The sequence below is a fragment of the Pseudomonas sp. BT76 TE3572 genome (assembly GCF_050435365.1).
GTDB classification, from domain to species: Bacteria; Pseudomonadota; Gammaproteobacteria; order Pseudomonadales; family Pseudomonadaceae; genus Aquipseudomonas; species Aquipseudomonas fluorescens_W.
On the sequence record NZ_JBNDKE010000001.1, the window covers coordinates 3,473,185 to 3,492,960 of the forward strand.

General features: G+C 59.4%; 19 protein-coding genes and 1 pseudogene. 10 read left to right on the plus strand and 10 right to left on the minus strand.

The features are described 5' to 3' along the window. Positions 1-3 precede the first annotated feature (3 nt). The 5 genes from gatA to ABH912_RS15940 all read left to right on the plus strand — a co-directional run bounded on the left by gatA (position 4) and on the right by ABH912_RS15940 (position 4,965). Positions 4-1,455: an Asp-tRNA(Asn)/Glu-tRNA(Gln) amidotransferase subunit GatA gene (gene gatA / locus ABH912_RS15920; protein ID WP_033058029.1), complete on the plus strand. Its 1,452-nt coding sequence runs from the start codon at positions 4-6 to the stop codon at positions 1,453-1,455. Positions 1,456-1,465: 10 nt separating this feature from the next. Next, positions 1,466-2,911: an Asp-tRNA(Asn)/Glu-tRNA(Gln) amidotransferase subunit GatB gene (gatB, locus tag ABH912_RS15925; protein ID WP_046052872.1), complete on the plus strand. Its 1,446-nt coding sequence runs from the start codon at positions 1,466-1,468 to the stop codon at positions 2,909-2,911. A 190-nt stretch (positions 2,912-3,101) separates the two neighbouring features. Next, a complete protein-coding gene (locus tag ABH912_RS15930) occupies positions 3,102-3,476 on the plus strand; it encodes a septal ring lytic transglycosylase RlpA family protein (protein WP_033058032.1) in 375 nt (124 codons plus the stop codon). A 50-nt stretch (positions 3,477-3,526) separates the two neighbouring features. Further along, positions 3,527-4,588: a calcium/sodium antiporter gene (locus ABH912_RS15935; RefSeq protein ID WP_033058034.1), complete on the plus strand. Its 1,062-nt coding sequence runs from the start codon at positions 3,527-3,529 to the stop codon at positions 4,586-4,588. Continuing rightward, positions 4,585-4,965: a carboxymuconolactone decarboxylase family protein gene (locus ABH912_RS15940; protein ID WP_429511095.1), complete on the plus strand. Its 381-nt coding sequence runs from the start codon at positions 4,585-4,587 to the stop codon at positions 4,963-4,965. Before ABH912_RS15935 ends, ABH912_RS15940 begins: the two co-directional genes overlap by 4 nt. A gap of 138 nt (positions 4,966-5,103) precedes the next feature. On the opposite strand, the gene ABH912_RS15945 is transcribed toward ABH912_RS15940, so the two are convergent. The 5 genes from ABH912_RS15945 to kdgD all read right to left on the minus strand — a co-directional run bounded on the left by ABH912_RS15945 (position 5,104) and on the right by kdgD (position 11,671). Next, a complete protein-coding gene (locus tag ABH912_RS15945; RefSeq protein ID WP_033058038.1) occupies positions 5,104-6,045 on the minus strand; it encodes an AEC family transporter in 942 nt (313 codons plus the stop codon). A gap of 197 nt (positions 6,046-6,242) precedes the next feature. Beyond that, on the minus strand, positions 6,243-7,796 hold the full coding sequence (garD, locus tag ABH912_RS15950; RefSeq protein WP_046045834.1) for a galactarate dehydratase: 1,554 nt from the start codon (positions 7,794-7,796) through the stop codon (positions 6,243-6,245). An 11-nt stretch (positions 7,797-7,807) separates the two neighbouring features. Beyond that, positions 7,808-9,175, minus strand: coding sequence for an MFS transporter (locus tag ABH912_RS15955; RefSeq protein ID WP_033058042.1), 1,368 nt, complete (start codon positions 9,173-9,175; stop codon positions 7,808-7,810). 79 nt (positions 9,176-9,254) lie between these two features. Then, the gene (locus tag ABH912_RS15960) at positions 9,255-10,700 is read right to left on the minus strand and encodes an aldehyde dehydrogenase family protein (RefSeq protein ID WP_033058044.1); all 1,446 of its coding nucleotides are present in this window, start codon (positions 10,698-10,700) and stop codon (positions 9,255-9,257) included. Positions 10,701-10,759: 59 nt separating this feature from the next. Further along, positions 10,760-11,671, minus strand: a complete 912-nt coding sequence (gene kdgD / locus ABH912_RS15965) for a 5-dehydro-4-deoxyglucarate dehydratase (protein ID WP_109627960.1) — start codon at positions 11,669-11,671, stop codon at positions 10,760-10,762. A 239-nt stretch (positions 11,672-11,910) separates the two neighbouring features. On the opposite strand from kdgD, the gene ABH912_RS15970 reads away from it, so the two are divergent. The 3 genes from ABH912_RS15970 to ABH912_RS15980 all read left to right on the plus strand — a co-directional run bounded on the left by ABH912_RS15970 (position 11,911) and on the right by ABH912_RS15980 (position 14,004). After that, positions 11,911-13,227 (plus strand): phospholipase, encoded by a 1,317-nt coding sequence (locus ABH912_RS15970; RefSeq protein WP_429511096.1) that lies wholly within the window; start codon positions 11,911-11,913, stop codon positions 13,225-13,227. Between the two features lie 14 nt (positions 13,228-13,241). Further along, positions 13,242-13,433, plus strand: coding sequence for a hypothetical protein (locus tag ABH912_RS15975; protein WP_033058050.1), 192 nt, complete (start codon positions 13,242-13,244; stop codon positions 13,431-13,433). Between the two features lie 217 nt (positions 13,434-13,650). Then, positions 13,651-14,004, plus strand: a complete 354-nt coding sequence (locus ABH912_RS15980) for a hypothetical protein (RefSeq protein WP_429513198.1) — start codon at positions 13,651-13,653, stop codon at positions 14,002-14,004. Positions 14,005-14,011: 7 nt separating this feature from the next. Here ABH912_RS15980 and ABH912_RS15985 read toward each other — a convergent pair. After that, positions 14,012-14,086, minus strand: a pseudogene (locus ABH912_RS15985) (GntR family transcriptional regulator); the annotation flags it as partial. 192 nt (positions 14,087-14,278) lie between these two features. Between ABH912_RS15985 and ABH912_RS15990 the strand changes: the two are divergent. Beyond that, the gene (locus ABH912_RS15990) at positions 14,279-14,488 is read left to right on the plus strand and encodes a hypothetical protein (protein ID WP_429511097.1); all 210 of its coding nucleotides are present in this window, start codon (positions 14,279-14,281) and stop codon (positions 14,486-14,488) included. Here ABH912_RS15990 and ABH912_RS15995 read toward each other — a convergent pair. Together ABH912_RS15995 and ABH912_RS16000 are read right to left on the minus strand one after the other, a co-directional pair. Further along, the gene (locus ABH912_RS15995) at positions 14,485-15,234 is read right to left on the minus strand and encodes a FadR/GntR family transcriptional regulator (RefSeq protein ID WP_046045828.1); all 750 of its coding nucleotides are present in this window, start codon (positions 15,232-15,234) and stop codon (positions 14,485-14,487) included. The genes ABH912_RS15990 and ABH912_RS15995 overlap by 4 nt on opposite strands. 147 nt (positions 15,235-15,381) lie before the next feature. Next, positions 15,382-17,109, minus strand: coding sequence for an ABC transporter ATP-binding protein/permease (locus tag ABH912_RS16000; RefSeq protein ID WP_429511098.1), 1,728 nt, complete (start codon positions 17,107-17,109; stop codon positions 15,382-15,384). 276 nt (positions 17,110-17,385) lie between these two features. Here ABH912_RS16000 and ABH912_RS16005 point away from each other — a divergent pair, with 276 nt between their 5' ends. After that, positions 17,386-17,718, plus strand: a complete 333-nt coding sequence (locus ABH912_RS16005) for a hypothetical protein (protein ID WP_033058056.1) — start codon at positions 17,386-17,388, stop codon at positions 17,716-17,718. 70 nt (positions 17,719-17,788) lie between these two features. Here ABH912_RS16005 and ABH912_RS16010 read toward each other — a convergent pair whose 3' ends face one another. Both ABH912_RS16010 and ABH912_RS16015 read right to left on the minus strand, forming a co-directional pair. Continuing rightward, positions 17,789-18,355 carry a response regulator transcription factor gene (locus ABH912_RS16010; RefSeq protein ID WP_008148925.1) on the minus strand — a complete coding sequence of 189 codons (567 nt, stop codon included), beginning with the start codon at positions 18,353-18,355 and terminating at the stop codon, positions 17,789-17,791. After that, a complete protein-coding gene (locus ABH912_RS16015) occupies positions 18,348-19,610 on the minus strand; it encodes an ATP-binding protein (RefSeq protein WP_008148927.1) in 1,263 nt (420 codons plus the stop codon). Before ABH912_RS16015 ends, ABH912_RS16010 begins: the two co-directional genes overlap by 8 nt. Between the last annotated feature and the right edge of the window lie 166 nt (positions 19,611-19,776).

Here is a 19,776-nt window from a genome sequence, read left to right on the forward strand (position 1 = left end):
GCAATGCATCAATTGACTCTGGCCGAGATCGCCCGCGGACTCGCCGATAAAAAGTTTTCTTCCGAAGAGCTGACCAAAGTCCTGCTGGCGCGCATCGCCCAGCTCGATCCGCAGCTCAACAGTTTCATCAGCCTCACCGAAGACCTGGCGCTCCAGCAGGCGAAAGCCGCTGACGCACGCCGGGCCAATGGTGAGAGCGGCGCCCTGCTCGGTGCGCCGATCGCCCACAAAGACCTGTTCTGCACTCAGGGCATCCGCACCAGCTGCGGATCGAAGATGCTCGACAACTTTAAAGCACCGTACGACGCCACCGTGGTCGCCAAACTGGCCGCTGCCGGGGCTGTGACCCTGGGCAAGACCAACATGGACGAATTCGCCATGGGTTCGGCCAACGAGTCGAGCTACTACGGCGCCGTGAAAAACCCGTGGAACCTGGAACACGTGCCCGGCGGTTCGTCCGGTGGTTCGGCCGCGGCCGTTGCCGCTCGTCTGTTGCCGGCCGCTACTGCCACCGACACCGGCGGCTCGATCCGCCAGCCGGCCGCGTTTACCAACCTGACTGGCCTGAAACCGACGTACGGTCGCGTTTCGCGCTGGGGCATGATCGCTTACGCCTCCAGTCTCGATCAGGGCGGCCCGTTGGCACGCACGGCCGAAGACTGCGCCATCCTGCTGCAAGGCATGGCCGGTTTCGACCCGCAAGACTCCACCAGCATCGACGAGCCTGTGCCTGATTACAGCGCCAGCCTCAACGGTTCGCTGCAAGGCCTGCGCATCGGCGTGCCGAAGGAATACTTCAGCGCCGGTCTCGACCCGCGTATCGCCGACCTGATCATGGCCAGCATCGAAGAGCTGAAAAAGCTCGGTGCCGTGATCAAGGAAATCAGCCTGCCGAACATGCAACACGCGATCCCTGCGTACTACGTGATCGCCCCGGCAGAAGCGTCTTCCAACCTGTCGCGTTTCGACGGCGTACGTTTCGGCCATCGCTGCGAAGACCCGAAAAACCTGATCGACCTGTACAAGCGTTCCCGTGGCGAAGGCTTCGGGCCTGAAGTGCAGCGCCGGATCATGGTCGGCGCCTACGCGTTGTCCGCCGGTTACTACGACGCCTACTACCTGAAGGCGCAGAAGATTCGCCGTTTGGTGAAGAACGACTTCATGGCGGCCTTCAATGAGGTCGACATCATCCTCGGCCCAACCACGCCAAACCCGGCCTGGAAGCTTGGCGCCAAGAGCAGCGACCCGGTTGCTGCGTACCTGGAAGACGTCTACACCATCACCGCCAACCTCGCCGGTCTGCCGGGCTTGTCCATGCCAGCCGGTTTTGTCGATGGTCTGCCGGTCGGCGTGCAATTGCTCGCCCCGTATTTCCAGGAAGGCCGTTTGCTCAACGTTGCGCACCAGTACCAGCTGAACACTGACTGGCACACCCGCACCCCAACCGGCTTCTGAGGAGAAACACATGCAATGGGAAGTCGTGATCGGGCTGGAGATTCACACCCAGCTCACCACCCGGTCGAAAATCTTTTCCGGTAGCTCCACCACTTTCGGTTCCGAGCCGAACACCCAGGCCAGCCTGGTTGACCTCGGCATGCCCGGCGTATTGCCGGTGCTGAACCAGGAAGCAGTGCGCATGGCGGTGATGTTCGGTCTGGCAATTGATGCCGAGATCGGCCAGCACAACGTGTTCGCCCGTAAAAACTATTTCTATCCGGACTTGCCGAAGGGCTACCAGATCAGCCAGATGGAATTGCCGATCGTCGGCAAAGGCCACCTGGACATCGCGCTGGAAGACGGCACGGTCAAACGCGTCGGCATCACCCGCGCGCACCTGGAAGAAGACGCCGGTAAAAGCCTGCACGAAGAATTCAGCGGCGCCACCGGCATCGACCTGAACCGCGCCGGCACGCCGCTGCTGGAAATCGTTTCCGAGCCGGACATGCGCAGCGCCAAGGAAGCCGTGGCTTACGTCAAGGCTGTCCACGCACTGGTTCGCTACCTGGGCATTTGCGACGGCAACATGGCCGAAGGCTCGCTGCGTTGCGACTGCAACGTGTCGATCCGTCCGAAAGGCCAGGTTGAATTCGGCACGCGCTGCGAGATCAAGAACGTCAACTCGTTCCGTTTCATCGAGAAGGCGATCAACACCGAAGTGCAACGTCAGATCGAATTGATCGAAGACGGCGGCAAGGTGATCCAGCAGACTCGCCTGTACGATCCGAACAAGGACGAAACCCGTCCGATGCGCAGCAAAGAGGAAGCCAACGACTACCGTTACTTCCCCGATCCAGACCTGCTGCCAGTCGTCATCGAGAACTCGTTCCTCGACGACGTACGCGCCACCCTGCCTGAATTGCCGCCGCAGAAACGCGAACGCTTCCAGGCGCAGTTCGGTCTGTCGGTCTACGACGCCAGCGTCCTGGCCACCAGCCGCGAGCAAGCCGATTACTTCGAGAAAGTCGTGAGCATCGGCGGCGACGCCAAGCTGGCGGCCAACTGGGTGATGGTTGAATTGGGCAGCCTGTTGAACAAACAGGGCCTGGACATCGATCAGTCGCCGGTCTCGGCCGAGCAACTGGGCGGTATGCTGCTGCGCATCACCGACAACACCATCTCCGGCAAGATCGCCAAGGTGGTGTTTGAAGCCATGGCCAACGGAGAAGGCAGCGCGGACGAGATCATCGACAAGCGTGGCTTGAAGCAAGTGACCGACACGGGTGCGATCTCGGCAGTATTGGACGAGATGCTCGCGGCCAATGCCGAACAGGTTGAACAGTACCGCGCGGCAGACGAAGCCAAACGCGGCAAGATGTTCGGCTTCTTCGTCGGCCAGGCCATGAAAGCCTCCAAAGGCAAGGCCAACCCGCAACAGGTTAACGAACTGCTGAAAAGCAAGCTCGAAGGCTGATGAGAATGGAGCCAGATTTAAAGCCTGGCTCATTCCCCTGTGGCGAGGGAGCTTGCTCCCGCTCGGCCGCGAAGCGGTCGCAACGTCGGCTGATGCACTCTTCCAGAAAGAATGCGGTTGCCGATTTGGGTCTGCTTCGCAGACCAGCGGGAGCAAGCTCCCTCGCCACATTTATTTTGGGAACCTTTGAATGAAGCGTCTGCTCAGTACCTGCGCCCTGCTCTCTCTGCTGGCCGGTTGCGCCAGCACCGATGTCATCGATCCACACGGCTACGACAAGACCGGCGTTGCTTCGTATTACGGCGCCAAACACCAAGGTAAACGCACCGCCAGTGGCGAGCGTTTCAACAAGAATTCCCTGACCGCCGCCCATCGTCAGTTGCCCTTCGGCACGCGGGTGAAGGTCACCAATCTGAACAACGACAAGTCCTGTGTAGTGCGCATCAATGATCGCGGGCCGCACACCCGTGGGCGTCTGATCGATGTTTCACATGAAGCGGCCGAACAACTGGGTATGCTCAGGAGCGGCACCGCGAAGGTTCGCGTGCAAGCCCTCGACGACTGATAGATGGAGCGCTGACCATTTTCGGACTTGCCGATTTACCCCTGATCAGCGTGATTGAATTGCTCAGCGGCTTGCTGTTATTGATCGCCGGCGCCGAACTGATGGTGCGCGCCGCCGTACGCCTCGCCGCGCGCCTGCATGTACGACCGCTGATTATCGGCCTGACCATCGTCGCCCTCGGCAGCAGCGCACCGCAGATGGCGGTCAGCCTGCAAGCGACCCTGGCAGAGAACGCCGACATCGCCGTCGGCAGCGTGATCGGCAGTAGCATCTTCAACATCCTCGTCACCCTCGGGCTCTCGGCACTGATCATCCCGCTGCGGGTTTCACGGCAACTGGTGCGCCTGGATATTCCGCTGATGATCGGCGCCAGTCTTTTGGTGTTCGTATTGGCGTGGAACGAAGAACTGACCCGCACCGATGGCGTGATGCTGCTCGCGGCACTGGCCCTGTATCTGGGCCTGCTGCTGCGCCAGTCGCGGCACTCGACCCGCCCGCAATCGACGACCCACGAAGTCCCGCAAGCGCCATGGTTCAGCAGCCTGCTGATGATCGCCGTGGGTTTGGCGATGCTGGTCTACGCCGGTCACTTGCTGTTGGGCGCGGCGGTTTCGGTCGCGACCGATCTGGGATTGTCGGAGCGGATCATCGGCCTGACCATCGTTGCCGTCAGCACGTCCCTGCCGGAACTGGCGACCTCGTTGATCGCCGCCTTGCGCGGCCAGCGCGACATCGCCGTGGGCAACGTGATCGGCAGCAACCTGTTCAACCTCTTGGGCGTGCTGGGCTTCACCGCATTGATCGCGCCTTCGCCGTTGTCGGTATCGCCCAATGCCCTGGATTTCGACTTGCCGGTGATGCTCGGCGTCGCGACATTGTGTCTGCCGGCGTTCTATTCCGGCTACCGGGTGACCCGCGCCGAAGGTCTGCTGTTTTTGGGTTTGTATCTGGCTTACGGTCTGCACGTGGTGTCGTTCACCACCGGCATGCCGCTGGCCGGCAAGCTTGAACACCTGATGCTGTTTTTTGTCCTGCCGGCGCTGGTGGCGTATTTGCTGTTCACGTCGCTGCGCGCCTGGCGTCGCCAACACCACAATAAGGAATTGCCATGACCGATGATAAAAAGCCTGGGATTGAAGTCCGCCGCCAAGTGATGGGCGACGCCTTCGTCGACCGCGCGCTGGGCAATGCCACCGAATTCACTCAACCGCTGCAGGATTTCGTCAACGAACACGCCTGGGGCGGCGTCTGGAACCGCGAAGGTTTGCCATTGAAAACCCGCAGCCTGATCACCCTCGCCGCCCTGACCGCGCTGAAGTGCCCGCAGGAATTGAAAGGCCACGTGCGCGGCGCGCTGAACAATGGCTGCACCGTGGAAGAGATTCGTGAAGCGCTGTTGCATTGCGCGGTGTATGCCGGTGTACCGGCGGCGATCGATGCGTTTCGCGCGGCGCAGGAAGTGATCGATAGCTACCAGAGGCCTGAGTAACCGCCAGACATCTTGGGTGTCGAGTCGATTGCTATCGCGAGCAGGCTCACTCCTACAGTGGTTTTGTGTCGATCACATACCTTGTAGGAGTGAGCCTGCTCGCGATGAGGCCCTGAAGGACAACACAAAATCCCCGGGCTAAATCCACCCGCCCCACTGCAACAGGAAGATCCCGACATTGGTGGTGATCGCCGCCATCAACGTGGTGATCACAATGATCGCTGCCGCCAGTTCATGATTGCCATTGGCCTGACGGGCCATGACAAAACTGGCCGCGGCGGTCGGGCTGCCGAAGTACAGAAACAGAATCCCCAACTCCGCACCGCGAAAACCCCAGAGCCACGCCCCCAGCGTCGCCAGGACCGGCAGGCCGATCATCTTCACCAGACTTGAGCTCAGCGCCATGTTGCCGCTTTTGCGCAGGGCCGCCAGCGACAGCGTGCCGCCAATGCAGATCAACGCCAACGGCAAGGTGGTTTGCGCCAGGTATTGGCCGGACGTCTCCAGCCATCCCGGCAAGCTGATCTTGAAGTAGGCAAACGGCGCCGCCGCAAACACGCTGATGATCAACGGATTGACCATCACGCTTTTGCAGATGCTCCAGGGGTCGGACTTGATCACCGGGCTGTACACCGCCAACACGATTGTCGAGAGCGTGTTGTAAAACAGGATCACCAACGCCGCGAGAATCGCCCCGAGGGAAATCCCGTAGTCGCCGTACATACTTGCAGCCAGTGCGAGGCCGATGACCCCGTTGTTGCCGCGAAAGGCGCCTTGGGTGTAAATCCCCCGATCTTCCCGCGGGCACTTCCAGATCGCCCAGCCCCAGGCGATGGCAAAACACACCAGCGTCGCCAGCGAGAAGTAGATGAGCAGCGCCGGTTGCAACGCGGCGTGCAGGTCGGCATGCAGGATGCCCAGAAACAACAACGCCGGCATGGTGACATTGAACACCAAGGCCGACGCTGTGTGGATGAAGTTGTCGTTGATCCAGTCGATGCGCTTGAGCAGCGCCCCCAGAAACAGCATGGCAAACACCGGCGCGGTGATGTTCAGGGTTTCGAGGAAGATAGCCAGCATGCCGGGGGTAACCTTGGGTGAGCGTCGTTAGGGGGCTAATGATAAGCCACTGAGGACATCGGCGTCTGGTAGAGCACCGCCGCGAGCAGGCGATGAGTAACCTGTGGCGAGGGAGCTTGCTCCCGCTGGACTGCGCAGCAGGCCCATTTTGGGGGCCGCTTCGCGCCCCAGCGGGAGTAAGCTCCCTCGCCACAAGATCAGGTGATCGGCGCGGGGTTGAACAACGTGATGTCGTTATGCAGCTTGTGCTTCTCCGCCCACGTCTGCTTCTTCCCGCTAGCCACATCCAGGTAGTAGTGGAACAACTCCCAGCCAAGGTCCTCAATCGACGCCCGTCCGGTCGCAATCCGCCCGGCATCGATGTCGATCAAATCCGGCCAGCGCTGCGCCAGCTCGGTCCGGGTCGACACCTTCACCACGGGCGCCATCGCCAAACCATACGGCGTACCACGCCCGGTGGTGAACACGTGCAGGTTCATCCCCGCCGCCAATTGCAACGTCCCGCAGACAAAGTCACTGGCCGGGGTCGCACAGAAGATCAGCCCTTTACGCTTGAACCGCTCGCCAGGGCCAAGCACGCCGTTGATCGCGCTGCTGCCGGATTTGACGATCGAGCCAAGCGACTTTTCGACAATGTTCGACAACCCGCCCTTCTTGTTCCCCGGCGTAGTGTTGGCGCTGCGATCCGCTTCACCCTTGGCCAGGTAACGGTCGTACCAGTCCATCTCGCGCACCAGTTCCTGAGCGACCTCTTCTGTTTCCGCACGTGAAGTCAGCAGGTAAATCGCATCGCGCACTTCGGTGACTTCGGAAAACATCACCGTCGCACCCGCGCGCAACAACAGGTCCGAGGCATAGCCCAACGCCGGGTTGGCGGTGATCCCGGAAAACGCATCGCTGCCGCCGCACTGCATGCCAAGAATCAGCTCGGACGCCGGCACCGTTTCCCGGCGACGTTGATCGAGCTTCTTCAAACGGGTCTCGGCCAACGCCATGATCTGCTCGATCATCTCGGTGAAACCGTGACTGGAATCCTGCAAGCGGTACAACCACGGATCGCTCAGATCCACCGAGCTGTCGTTCTCGTGCATCACCTGCCCGGCCTGCAATTTCTCGCAGCCCAGGCTGATCACCAACGCCTCGCCACCCAGGTTCGGGTTGCGCGCCAGGTTGCGCACGGTACGAATCGGGATGTACGCGTCAGTCGCGGTAATCGCCACGCCACAGCCGTAGCTGTGGGTCAGCGCCACCACGTCGTCAACGTGCGGGTACTTGGGCAGCAACTCGTCCTTGATGCGCTTGACCGCATGGTCCAGCACGCCGGTGACGCACTGAACCGTCGTGGTGATCCCCAGAATATTGCGCGTACCGACGGTGCCGTCGGCGTTGCGATAACCCTCGAACGTGAAGCCCTCCAGCGGTGCCTGCGCCGCCGGCACTTCGGTGGACAGCGGCAAGCTGTCCAGCGGTGGCGCGGTGGGCATGCGCAGTTGATCTTCCTTGACCCAGCTGCCGCGCGGTATCGGCTGCAACGCGTAGCCAATGGTCTGGCCGTAACGAATCACCTGGCCGCCCACGGGAATGTCTTCCAGGGTGACCTTGTGGCTCTGTGGTACGAAATCCACGGTGACCAGGCCGTCCGGAAATTCGGTACCGGCCGGCACGCCTTGGTCATTGACCACGATCACTACGTTGTCCCGCTCGTGCAGGCGGATGTAGCGCGGCGAGTCGGAATGTTCAATCAACTGCATGACGCCGCTCCTCAGGAATGCGCTTCAGATAATTTGTTGTTGGTTTCAGGACCGCTGACTGGCGGTTCCTTGAGTACCACACGTTTGATCGGACCAACGATCACCAGGTAACTGAACACTGCGACCAGTGCGTTGCAACCGACAAACACCAGCGCCCATTTGAACGAACCGGTGGAGCTGATGATGTAGCCGATGACAATCGGGGTGGTGATCGAAGCGATGTTGCCGAAGGTGTTGAACAAGCCACCGCTGAGACCGGCGATCTGTTTTGGCGAGGTGTCAGACACCACGGCCCAACCCAGCGCACCCACGCCTTTACCGAAGAATGCCAGGGCCATGAAGCCGACGACCATCCATTCAACGTCAACGTAGTTGCAGGCCACGATGCTGCTGGAGACCAGCAAGCCAGCAATGATCGGCGCCTTGCGGGCGAAGGTCAGGGAATGGCCCTTGCGCAGCAGGTAGTCGGAAATCACGCCGCCGAGCACACCACCAATAAAGCCGCAGATCGCCGGCAACGAGGCAATGAAACCGGCCTTGAGGATGGTCATGCCGCGTTCTTGCACCAGGTACACCGGGAACCAGGTCAGGAAGAAGTAGGTGATGCCGTTGATGCAGTACTGCCCCAGATACACGCCGAGCATCATGCGGTTGGTCAGCAACTGGCGGATGTAGTCCCACTTCGGACCGTCGACCTTTTTGCCTTTGCCTTTGTCCTGGTCCATGTCGACCATGCCGCCGTTGTCGGCGATGTGTTTGAACTCGGCGTCATTGATCATCGGATGCTGACGCGGGCTGTGGATAACCTTCAGCCAGATCCCCGAGAAGATGATGCCGATCACGCCCATGACGATGAACACGTGCTGCCAGCCGAAGCTGTAAACGATCCAACCCATCAGCGGCGCAAACAACACGGTAGCGAAATATTGCGCCGAGTTGAAAATCGCCGACGCCGTACCGCGCTCAGCGGTCGGGAACCAGGCTGCAACGATGCGCGCGTTACCGGGGAAGGATGGCGCTTCGGCCAGGCCCACCAGGAAGCGCAGCATGAACAGCGCAACCACCGCCGTGGACATGCCGAACTCACCGACATAACCCTGCAACACGGTGAACAGCGACCAGGTGAAGATGCTGAGCGCGTAGATTTTTTTCGAGCCGAAACGGTCCAGCAGCCAGCCACCGGGAATTTGCCCGGCCACGTAGGCCCAACCGAATGCAGAGAAGATATAACCGAGGGTGACCGCGTCGATGCCGAGGTCTTTTTGCAGGCTGGAGCCCGCGATGGCGATGGTAGCCCGGTCGGCATAGTTGATCGTGGTCACCAGAAAAAGCATGAGCAAAATCAAATAGCGGACGTGGGTCGGCTTGGTCGCTTGCATGTAGATGTACTCCCACTGATTATTTTTATGCGCGGGTGGAGCTGTTGCGGTATCGATGCCGATACCGCGATGTTTCCTGTCAGGAGCCGATGTAGCTGGTCTTCACGACCGTGTAGAACTCTTGCGCGTAGCGACCTTGCTCGCGGGACCCATAGGATGAACCTTTACGCCCACCGAATGGAACGTGGTAATCCACGCCTGCCGTCGGCAGGTTGACCATCACCATCCCGGCCTGGGAGTGGCGCTTGAAGTGGTTGGCGTACTTCAACGACGTGGTGGCAATGCCCGCCGACAGACCGAATTCGGTGTCGTTGGCCATGGCCAGCGCGGCCTCGTAATCCGCTACGCGAACCACGTTGGCCACCGGGCCGAAGATCTCTTCACGGCTGATGCGCATCGCGGCTTCGCTGTCGGCAAACAGGGTTGGCGCGAGGTAATAGCCTTCGGTATCGCAGGTCACCAGACCGCCGCCACTGACCAGACGTGCACCTTCGGACTGGCCGATGTCGATGTACTTCATGTCCTGTTCAAGCTGCGCTTGCGAGACGACCGGACCGATGTCGGTGCCGGCTTTCAGCGCGTGACCGACCTTGATCGACTTCATGCGCTCAGCCACGGCTTCGACGAACTTGTCGTGAATCCCGGCGGTGACGATGAAGCGGCTCGAGGCGGTGCAACGCTGGCCAGTCGAGTAGAACGCACTCTGTACCGACAGCTCGACCGCTTGCTTGAGGTCGGCGTCGTCGAGAATGATCTGCGGGTTCTTGCCACCCATTTCCAGCTGAACCTTGGCCTGGCGCGAAACGCAGCTGACCGCGATCTGACGACCGACGCCCACCGAACCGGTGAAGCTGATGCCGTCGACTTTCGGGCTCTGAACCAGCGCATCGCCAACCACTCGACCGCTGCCCATCACCAGGTTGAACACGCCGGCGGGGAAGCCGGCGCGGGAGATGATTTCGGCCAGCGCCCAGGCGCAACCCGGCACCAGATCAGCCGGCTTCAGCACGACGCAGTTGCCGTAGGCCAGGGCCGGGGCAATTTTCCACGCCGGGATCGCGATTGGGAAGTTCCATGGCGTGATCAGACCGACCACACCCAGCGCTTCGCGAGTCACTTCGACGTTCACACCCGGACGTACCGACGGCAGGTAATCGCCGGACAGACGCAGGCATTCACCGGCGAAGAACTTGAAGATGTTACCGGCGCGGGTCACTTCGCCGATGGCTTCAGGCAGGGTCTTGCCCTCTTCCCGAGCCAGCAAGGTGCCGAGTTCTTCGCGGCGAGCAAGGATTTCAGTGCCGACTTTATCCAGCGAATCGTGGCGAGCCTGGATGCCCGACGTCGACCAGGCCGGGAACGCGGCGCGAGCGGCGTCGATGGCCGCGTGAACCTGAGCCAGATCAGCCTTGGCGTACTCGCCAATGGTGTCGGTCAGTTCGGACGGGTTGATGTTGGTGGAGTAATCGCTACCCGAAACCCATTCACCGTTGATGTAATTATCAAAACGCTTTGTATCAGCCACAACAAATCTCCTCACGCAAAAGGCCGCTGAATACTCAGCGGCCTTGTTTAATCGGGTTGTTACTGCGCACCTTGCTTGTCGATCAGCGCGGCGAGCATTTCGTACTCTTCGCCGGTCAGATCGGTCAGCGGTGCACGCACAGGACCTGCGTCATAGCCGGCAATTTTTGCCCCGGCCTTGACGATGCTCACGGCGTAACCGGCTTTGCGGTTACGGATGTCCAGGTACGGCAGGAAGAAGTCGTCGATGATCTTGCCGACGGTGGCGTGATCTTCGCGGGCAATGGCGTGGTAGAAATCCATCGCGGTTTTCGGGATGAAGTTGAACACCGCCGAGGAGTAGACCGGTACGCCCAGCGCCTTATAGGCAGCGGCGTACACTTCGGCGGTCGGCAAACCGCCCAGGTAGCTGAAGCGATCACCGAGGCGGCGACGAATCGACACCATCAACTCGATATCGCCCAGGCCATCCTTGTAGCCGATCAGGTTCGGGCAGCGCTCGGCCAGACGTTCCAGCAGCGGCGCGGTCAGGCGGCAGACGTTGCGGTTGTAAACCACCACGCCGATTTTTACCGATTTGCACACAGCCTCAACGTGGGCGGCAACGCCGTCCTGGCTGGCTTCGGTCAGGTAGTGCGGCAGCAGCAACAGGCCTTTGGCGCCCAGACGCTCGGCTTCCTGTGCGTATTCGATGGCTTGACGCGTCGAGCCGCCAACGCCGGCCAGAATCGGCACGCTGGTTTCGCAGGTGTCGACGGCGGTCTTGATGATTTCCGAATATTCGCTGGCCGCCAGAGAGAAGAACTCACCGGTGCCGCCCGCGGCGAACAACGCCGTGGCGCCGTATGGGGCCAGCCATTCGAGACGTTTGATATAGCCCGCGCGATGGAAGTCGCCCTGAGCATTGAAATCGGTAACCGGGAAAGACAGCAGACCGGAGGAGAGGATGGACTTCAGTTCTTGTGGATTCATTATTCGAACACCCTGGTAGCAACGTATGTGTGTGTGAGTAAACCGTTCAGCCTGCGCCGAAGTTGTAGGTCATCGTACAACTTAAAAAATAACCGTCAACTGCATTTCATCGCCAACCGCAGAATTTGAGTCGGAAAGGTATTTTCTTGACGTAGGAAATTTCTCATCTATGATCCAGACAGCTGTATATACATACAGTTATTTTTTGATCGTACCGACGACATATCAAGGAGATAGAAATGTCAGGTCTACACGCACAACCGAAGGAAAAACCGAAACAGGTCATCGCCGAACTGGATGATCTTTTTACCGAACATGGCATCCCTCTCATCGGGGAAAACCAGCACGTGGTCTTGCAGATTGCTGATCATCACAACGCTGCGTCTGCCCTTCCCGCGTCGCTACCCACAGCCTCCGGTAAAGCCCTGAAAGGCAAGCCACAGCTGAGGTTCGAGGGTGGCGAACACACCGCCATCGGCGACAGCACCCTGCTGCGTTTCATCAAAGATGCACCTGCTATCCCGGCTTCGCAGGTGGAGCTGCATCTACCCAATGGGCTGGCGCTCACCTATGGCCAGGTCGTTGCGCTGGGGGGTGATTTCTATGGAATTCCCGATCAACCGATCAGCGAAGGCGCGACGGCCGCCGACCGAATCCAGCGTTTTACCAATGCCTTCAATTCGCTGGCCGTGCTGCCTGCTTCTAACGCTGAGGCCAAGCTGATCCTCGGTGTCATGCAAAAGGAAATCGCCGCGATCAAGCAGGCGATCAAGGACGGTAAACAGCCTCACGAAGCCTATGACGCCCTCGGTGATACGTTGTCGGAAGAGTGGAACAAGATCACTGGCGGTGGCAGTGTCGTCTCGGCGCTATTTCCATTGGGGCGCTACCTGAAACTGGCCGCCAACAATGCCGATCACTTCGCCGAATGGGCACTGCTGGCATATATCGCCGGTCACACCGCGGCGGTGCAACAAGCGGTGCAGGCCCACGCCAGCGGCGATGAAAAGCAGTTGGAGCAGGCCTATGCGATGAACGCTTTTGCCGATCACTACCTGACCGACCTGTTTTCCGCCGGCCACCTGCGAGTGCCGCGCAAACAATTGGCCGCGGTGGTCACGCCGAGCGATCTGGGTTCGTTGATCACGCGCTTCATGCACGACGAAGACAGCAAATTCGGCCTCAATGTGCGCAATAGCAACGGCGATCAATGGCGTGCGTATGGGGACAAGCGCTACTTCGACGCCATCGACAGCGCTAATCGCGCCCAGGTGAATCAGGCGGTTCAGGTGTCGGCGGATGAAGTGTTTGCGGCTTATCTCAGCGGGATCGCACCGTCGGCCGGCAGCTTTGCTGCGTTAAAAAAACTGCCTGATCTTCAAGCGGTCCTGAACCCGACGGGTAATTTCTCGCCGTTGTTCAAGGTCGAGGGCAACAAGGTGTTGCGACGTAAGGACGTCAACAACCTGAACGACACCGCCACCGTGGATGACTGGTGGGGCTGGAGCACTTATTTGCTGCTCAAGGATTACAAACCCACTGGCAACGTTGCCTGATAAGGAGATCGATGATGACTATCAAATTGAAACTGGAATTGGCTTCGGGCCAATCGCTGAAGGGTGCGCCGTTGGAGTTGTTGGTCAAGGGAGTGCCAATTGCTCGGGCGGTGGTTGATGAGCATGGGCATGTGGCGTTCGATGCCAAGGCCGGGGCTTCTGAGTGGGCCGTGAGGGTGGATCGTTCGATTCTCAGGACCGGCTGATTCCCCGCACCTGATCGTTCCCATGCTTTGCGTGGGAACGATCTAATTCGTCAGCCCACTTCACCTACCATTCGTCGGCACTGTAATTTCTGACAGTAGCCGAACAACTGTCGCTGCGGCCTAAATGGTTCCGGAGTTAACGAACCGGCTCCGTCAGCGAAGCGTTTCAGTTCGCGTCTTTCAAACGGTTTGATTGATTGCTAAAAGGATTTTGATCATGACTGCACAACTGAAAACCTTGCCTGCACCGGTGCTTCCAGACGCCGTCGGCAACATTCTTTACGTTCACAACTTGCCAGACCCGACACCTGGCAAGGTTGAACCATACCCAAATGCTAAGGCAGGAGATGTAGTCAAACTTACGGTAAGCACTTCTACGGGTAATAACTGGCAGGAACAGCACACGCTGACAGCCGGGGAGGTCGGGAAACCTATCAAATTCTTGATTAAGAAAGAGGCCTTTGAAAAAGGCCTGGTCCCAGGTGCCACTGCCGAGCTGCATTACACGGTGACCAGCGCATCCAGTAACCCGGTTCAATCCCCGGTGCTAAAGGTTCGCCTCGAACGCTAAACAGCAATGAGCGCTGCGCCTCCGCTTCTTCATGAGCATGGCGCAGCCGCTCGCGGCTATTGGTCAGGTGCAACCGCATCGACTGACCCGTGTTTGGTGCCAAGCCCGGTGCCAGGAGTTGGGCTAAAACTGAATCACTCGCTGATCAAATGTGCGATTGAATGGCTGTTCTTTTGCTTCAGACCGTTCGTCGTAACTAGTAATTCTTACAGTATCGTTGACTGAGGGGTTGCTCCTAGTTTGAGTGACCTCATTAAGTAAGCAGGAGTAGAGCGTGAACATTACCTATACGTTGAAGCATCCCATCGGCAAACGTCAGAACTTCATGTTCGACGGCATTATTTATGCGACGGACGTATTGCAATTCGAAGGTCTCGATGATCAGTACATCGTCACCAAAAGAACGCTGACCATCCCTTTCGAAATCGATCAACCGATCGAACGCGTCACACTTGAAACCGAGCTTTATAAACCTAAGCCTTAACCCCGCTGCGCCTCAGCCTCTTCATGCGCATGACGCAGCCGCTCGCGGCTGTTCGTCAGATGCAACCGCATCGCCGCCCGCGCCGCATCCGAATCCTGACGAGCAATCGCGTCGTAAATCTCTTCGTGCTCACGGCTCAGGCGATTCATGTAGTGCTGCTGGTCGTCATGGGCCAGGCGCGCGGAGTTGAGGCGCGTACGCGGAATGATGCTGGTGCCCAGGTGGGTCATGATGTCGGTGAAATAGCGGTTGCCGGTCGCCAGGGCGATTTGCAGGTGGAACTGGAAGTCGGACGCCACGGCATCGCTGGCATGGGAAACACTTTCATTCAATGCATCCAGCGCAGCACGCATCAACGCCAGTTGCTCAGGGCTGCGGCGCTGCGCGGCGAGGCCGGCGGATTCCACTTCGAGGCTGATGCGCAGTTCCAGAATCGCCAGTACATCCCGCAGCGTGACCACCGTCGCCGGGTCGATTCGGAAACCGCTTGGGCTTGGGGTGTCGAGTACAAAAGTACCGATGCCGTGGCGGGTTTCAACCTGGCCTGCGGCCTGCAAACGGGAAATCGCTTCGCGCACCACGGTGCGGCTGACGCCATGGGCATCCATGATCGCCGACTCGGTGGGCAACTTGTCGCCACGCTTGAGGTGACCGTCGCGGATCTGCTCGGACAGCACCGTCACCAGTTCCTGAGCGAGGCTGCGGCGCTTGCGAGGGAGGCGTGGTGCGTCGATCGGGTTTTCCATGGTGAACGTCTTTCTCGAAAGTTGCGGCTGAAACCGCATCATAGCTCAACGCGGTTGTACGATCACCCCGCCCCGGTAGGCGCGACCTGTGGCGAGGGGATAAATCCCCTCACCACAAAATCCACCCCACAGGTAGGGCGGAGGGGTTTACGCAGTCACGGTCTGGTCCACCAGATGCCCATTCTCGATACGAACATGCCGAGGATGAAAGCGCTTCAGGCTGCTGCGATGCCCGACGCTGACAATGCTCAACCCCGGAATCTCATCGATCAAAGTCTGATACAGCGACGCCTCGTCCTCTTCGTCCATCGCCGAGGTCGCCTCGTCCATGTACAGCCATTGCGGTCCATACAGCAGCGCACGGGCAAAGGCCAGACGCTGTTGCTCACCCGGCGACAACATGCGCTGCCAGTGATTGGCGTCATCAAGACGCGACACCAGATGCGGTAAACGACAGGCTTCCAGCACGTGAACGTAGCGCTCGTGCGGATACGTATCGCCAGCCTGTGGATAACTCAGCGCCTCGCGCAGCGTGCCAATTGGCAAATAAGGTTTTTGCGGCAGGAACAGATAACGCCCCGTCGGCAGTCGAATACTGCCGTGGCCCGCCGGCCACAGATGACCCATTGCTCTGAACAACGTGGATTTACCACTGCCGGAACGACCGCTGAGCATGACGCGCTCACCCTCCTCCACGGTCATGTCGGCGTTGCTCAGCAGGTGACGACCGTCGGCCAGATCAAGGCCGAGGTTATGCACCTTCAACGCCGAGCCTTGGTTTTGCACATCAATCGCGGGCGCACGCTCTTCGTTGTCGGTCATGGCCTGACGGAAACTCAGCAGACGATCACAGGTGGCGCGCCATTCGGCGAGGTCCTGGTACGCGGTGATGAACCAACTGAAATTGTCCTGGACGTTAGCGAACGCCGAGTTGATTTGCATCAGCTCACCCAGCTCGATCTTGCCAGCGAAGTAACGCGGCGAGGCGACCATGAACGGGAAGATGACGGCGATCTGCTCATAACCGGAAGTAAAAAAGGTCAGGCGCTTGGACACTTTCATGATGTCCCAGAAGTTGTGCCAGACCATCCCGAACCGGCTGCTCAAGCGGCGGTTCTCATTCGGCTCGCCGTTGTACAGCGCAATGCTTTCGGCATTCTCGCGAACCCGCACCATGGAGAAACGCAGGTCGGCCTCGAAGCGTTGCTGGTTGTTGTTGAGGCCGATCAGGCGGCGACCAATCAAATGCGTCAGCCAACTGGCAACCGCCGCGTAAACCAGCGCGCACCAGAACATGTAGCCGGGAATGGTGAAACCAAATACTTCGATACTGCCGGACACGCCCCACAGAATGATCGAGAACGAGACGAGGCTGACGATGTTGCGAATCAACCCGAGCCCAAGGCCCAGCGTGTTGGTAGTGAATTTATTGAGGTCTTCGGAAATCCGCTGGTCCGGGTTATCGGTGTAACCGCCCTGCTCCAGCTGGTAGTAATTCTTGTTGTCGAGCCAACGGGCAAAGTGCTTCTCGGTGAGCCAGGCCCGCCAGCGGATGGTCAGCATCTGCGTCAGGTAGAGCCGATACACCGCGCCGAGAATGGCCACCGCCGCAATGCCGCAGAAATACAGGATCAACTGCCAGAAGGCCGCTTCGTCCTTTTTCTGCAGGGCGTTGTAGAAGTCCTTGTACCAACTGTTGACCCACACCGAAATCGCTACGCTGAACAGCGACAGCGCGATCACGGCGATCAGCAACGTCCAGGCCTTGCCCTTCTCTTCGCTGCGCCAGTAAGGCGTGGTCATCGCCCAGACTTTGCGAAAAAACTGCCCGCGCACAGCATCATTGACCGCGGAATATTCAGCGTTCTGATTCATGGATAAGGCTCGATAAAGAAAAGAACACACACGAACCGATCATAGATGATCGGTTCGGTTCCTCGCGAGGAGCGGCCCACATTCGTTCAGCGCCGGTTCAGCGACGGAACAAATGACAGCGGCACCCTGCGAATCATTGCACGACAGCCATCACCGTTGGTCTGGACTGTCAGATATGACAGTAGAATGAAAAATTTCAATTTGCCCTAATCCGTTCACACCGCAGGCGCGAGGTGCCAAGTCGATAAAGCGCTATAACGCAAAAGGAGTTTTTACATGAGCAATGACAAAAATAATTTTGCCGCCCCAATCGCCAAAGATGTGCATCAGAATGCGTTTTACATGTACCGACTACATGAAAAAGAAACCACTCCATTAACGCTGCCATTAGCAGCATATCCTGTACCCGCAACGCTAGTGTTCGTGGCCAAGATGGAAGGTACTGACCCCGTGAAAAAATGGGAGTCCCCCCCTATGCCCTCCGGCGCGGATAACATAGCTCACTTACCCGTAAGCTTCCTGAGAGAGAATCTACACCGAGAAGTCGATATCACGTTCAACGTTGATGGCGTCGACTCTAAATCGTTGAAAGTTCGTATCTTGCCGTAAAGCCTTACGAAGCTGGAAAGCGACACTCGATAGAGTGTCGCTTATTAGCCTCTTCATCAAAAATATCAGCTCAACGACGAACGGGACGCTTCTGCAGTTTGCGCTGCAGCGTGCGGCGGTGCATGCCCAGGGCGCGGGCAGTGGCGGAGATGTTGCCTTCGTGCTCGGTCAGCACGCGCTGGATGTGTTCCCACTGCAGGCGATCCACCGACATCGGGTTTTCCGGCACCAGCGTGTCGAGGTCGGCGTGCTCGGAGAGCAGCGCGGCCAACACGTCATCGGCGTCCGCCGGTTTGCACAGGTAATTGCAGGCGCCGCGCTTGATCGCCTCGACGGCGGTGGCGATGCTCGAGTAACCGGTGAGGATCACCACGCGCATTTCCGGGTCCAGCTCAAGCAGCTTGGGCAACAGCACCAGGCCGGAATCGCCGTCCATTTTCAGGTCCAGCGCGGCGTAGTCCGGCAGGTCGGCCTGAGCGATGGTCAGGCCTTCTTCGGCGGAACCGGCGGTGCTGACGCGAAAACCGCGGCGGGCCATGGCACGGGCCATCACCCGGGTAAAAGTTGCGTCGTCATCTACCAGCAGCAAATGCGGCAGTTCTTCGCCTTCGCCTTCGACTTGGATCTCGTCACTCATGTTCGTCTCCTCGGGCGACACGGGGCAGGCGCAGCTCGGTGAGCGTGCCGCCTTCCTCATGACTGTAGAGTTTCACTGAGCCGCCGGCGCGTGTCACGCTGGCCTTGCTCAAAAACAGGCCCAGGCCGAAACCTTTGCCCTTGGTGGTAAAAAACGGTTTGCCGATCTGCTCGGCGATGGCCAGCGGCACCCCGGCGCCGTGGTCGCGGATGCTGATGGTCAGGTCTTCGGCATTCCAGTCCAGCGTCACTTGCAGCCCTTCGGGGCAAGCGTCGGCGGCGTTGTTGAGCAAATTCAGCAGCGCCTGGGTCAGGTCCGGCGGCGGCGCCATGCGCGGCACGGCGCCTTGGCCCAGGCGCTGGAAGCGGTAACTGGCTTCCGGGCGCATCAGGTGCCAGCGGTTCAGCGCTTCGTCGAGCCAATCAGTGACGTCCTGCATCTCCACTGCCAAGCGGCGGTTGGCCTCGGCGGCGCGCACCAGTTGCTGCAAGGTTTCCTTGCAGAGTTTGACCTGATCCTGCAGCACGCTCAGGTCGTCCTGCAACATCGGGTCGTGATGGTCCTGACGCATTTCCTTGAGCAACACGCTCATGGTCGCCAGCGGCGTGCCCAGTTCATGGGCCGCACCGGCGGCCTGGGTGGCGACGGCCAGCAGTTGCTGATCACGCAGCCCCTCTTCGCGACGGATGGCGCGCAGTTCTTCCTGACGGCGCAGCTCTTCGGCCATGCGTGCGGCGAAGAAGGTGATGACCGCCGCGGCCAGGGCGAAACTCAGCCACATCCCGTAAACCTGCAGGTTTTCCCGAGCGATCGGGAAGGTTTGCAGCGGATAGAAGCGCGCCAGCAGCAGGGTGTACATCGTCAGCGCAATGCCGGACAGAATCACCGAATAACGCCACGGCAAGGTTACGGCGGCGATGGTCAGCGGTACCAGGTAATAAGAGACGAAAGGGTTGGTCGAGCCACCGGAGAAATACAGCAAGGCACTGTGGATAAACAGGTCGCAGGCCAGTTGCACGGCGTATTCGAGTTCAGTAACCGGCCATGAGGTGCGCAAGCGAATCGCCGTGAACGCGCACAGCAGCATCGAGCAACCGAGGGTCGCGGCCAGTTGGAACCAAGGCAGCGGCAGTAAGTCGAGCCAGTAGGCAAGCCCCACGGAACCGGCCTGAGCGGCCAACACCAATGTGCGGATGAACGTCAGCCGCCAGAGATTCTGGCGAGTTGCGGAAGTGATTTGAACGGGGGCGAGCATGAGCTCTCCTGATGAGCGCTCCAGGCGGATCGCACGGAGTATAACCAAGCACGGGGGCTGACAGGCAAAAGTGCGGCAAACCGCCACAGGCCTTCAGCCAACACAAAGCCTTGTAGCAGCTGCCGAAGGCTGCGTTCGGCCGCGAAGCGGTCGTAAAACCTGAGAC

Bases quoted from the DNA above. Each gene is read 5' to 3' on its own strand.
- gatA (WP_033058029.1), top strand. From the start codon at position 4: ATGCATCAATTGACTCTGGCCGAGATCGCCCGCGGACTCGCCGATAAA.
- gatB (WP_046052872.1), top strand. From the start codon at position 1,466: ATGCAATGGGAAGTCGTGATCGGGCTGGAGATTCACACCCAGCTCACC.
- ABH912_RS15930 (WP_033058032.1), top strand. From the start codon at position 3,102: ATGAAGCGTCTGCTCAGTACCTGCGCCCTGCTCTCTCTGCTGGCCGGT.
- ABH912_RS15940 (WP_429511095.1), top strand. From the start codon at position 4,585: ATGACCGATGATAAAAAGCCTGGGATTGAAGTCCGCCGCCAAGTGATG.
- ABH912_RS15945 (WP_033058038.1), bottom strand. From the start codon at position 6,045: ATGCTGGCTATCTTCCTCGAAACCCTGAACATCACCGCGCCGGTGTTT.
- garD (WP_046045834.1), bottom strand. From the start codon at position 7,796: ATGCAGTTGATTGAACATTCCGACTCGCCGCGCTACATCCGCCTGCAC.
- ABH912_RS15955 (WP_033058042.1), bottom strand. From the start codon at position 9,175: ATGCAAGCGACCAAGCCGACCCACGTCCGCTATTTGATTTTGCTCATG.
- kdgD (WP_109627960.1), bottom strand. From the start codon at position 11,671: ATGAATCCACAAGAACTGAAGTCCATCCTCTCCTCCGGTCTGCTGTCT.
- ABH912_RS15970 (WP_429511096.1), top strand. From the start codon at position 11,911: ATGTCAGGTCTACACGCACAACCGAAGGAAAAACCGAAACAGGTCATC.
- ABH912_RS15975 (WP_033058050.1), top strand. From the start codon at position 13,242: ATGACTATCAAATTGAAACTGGAATTGGCTTCGGGCCAATCGCTGAAG.
- ABH912_RS15980 (WP_429513198.1), top strand. From the start codon at position 13,651: ATGACTGCACAACTGAAAACCTTGCCTGCACCGGTGCTTCCAGACGCC.
- ABH912_RS15995 (WP_046045828.1), bottom strand. From the start codon at position 15,234: ATGGAAAACCCGATCGACGCACCACGCCTCCCTCGCAAGCGCCGCAGC.
- ABH912_RS16000 (WP_429511098.1), bottom strand. From the start codon at position 17,109: ATGAATCAGAACGCTGAATATTCCGCGGTCAATGATGCTGTGCGCGGG.
- ABH912_RS16005 (WP_033058056.1), top strand. From the start codon at position 17,386: ATGAGCAATGACAAAAATAATTTTGCCGCCCCAATCGCCAAAGATGTG.
- ABH912_RS16010 (WP_008148925.1), bottom strand. From the start codon at position 18,355: ATGAGTGACGAGATCCAAGTCGAAGGCGAAGGCGAAGAACTGCCGCAT.
- ABH912_RS16015 (WP_008148927.1), bottom strand. From the start codon at position 19,610: ATGCTCGCCCCCGTTCAAATCACTTCCGCAACTCGCCAGAATCTCTGG.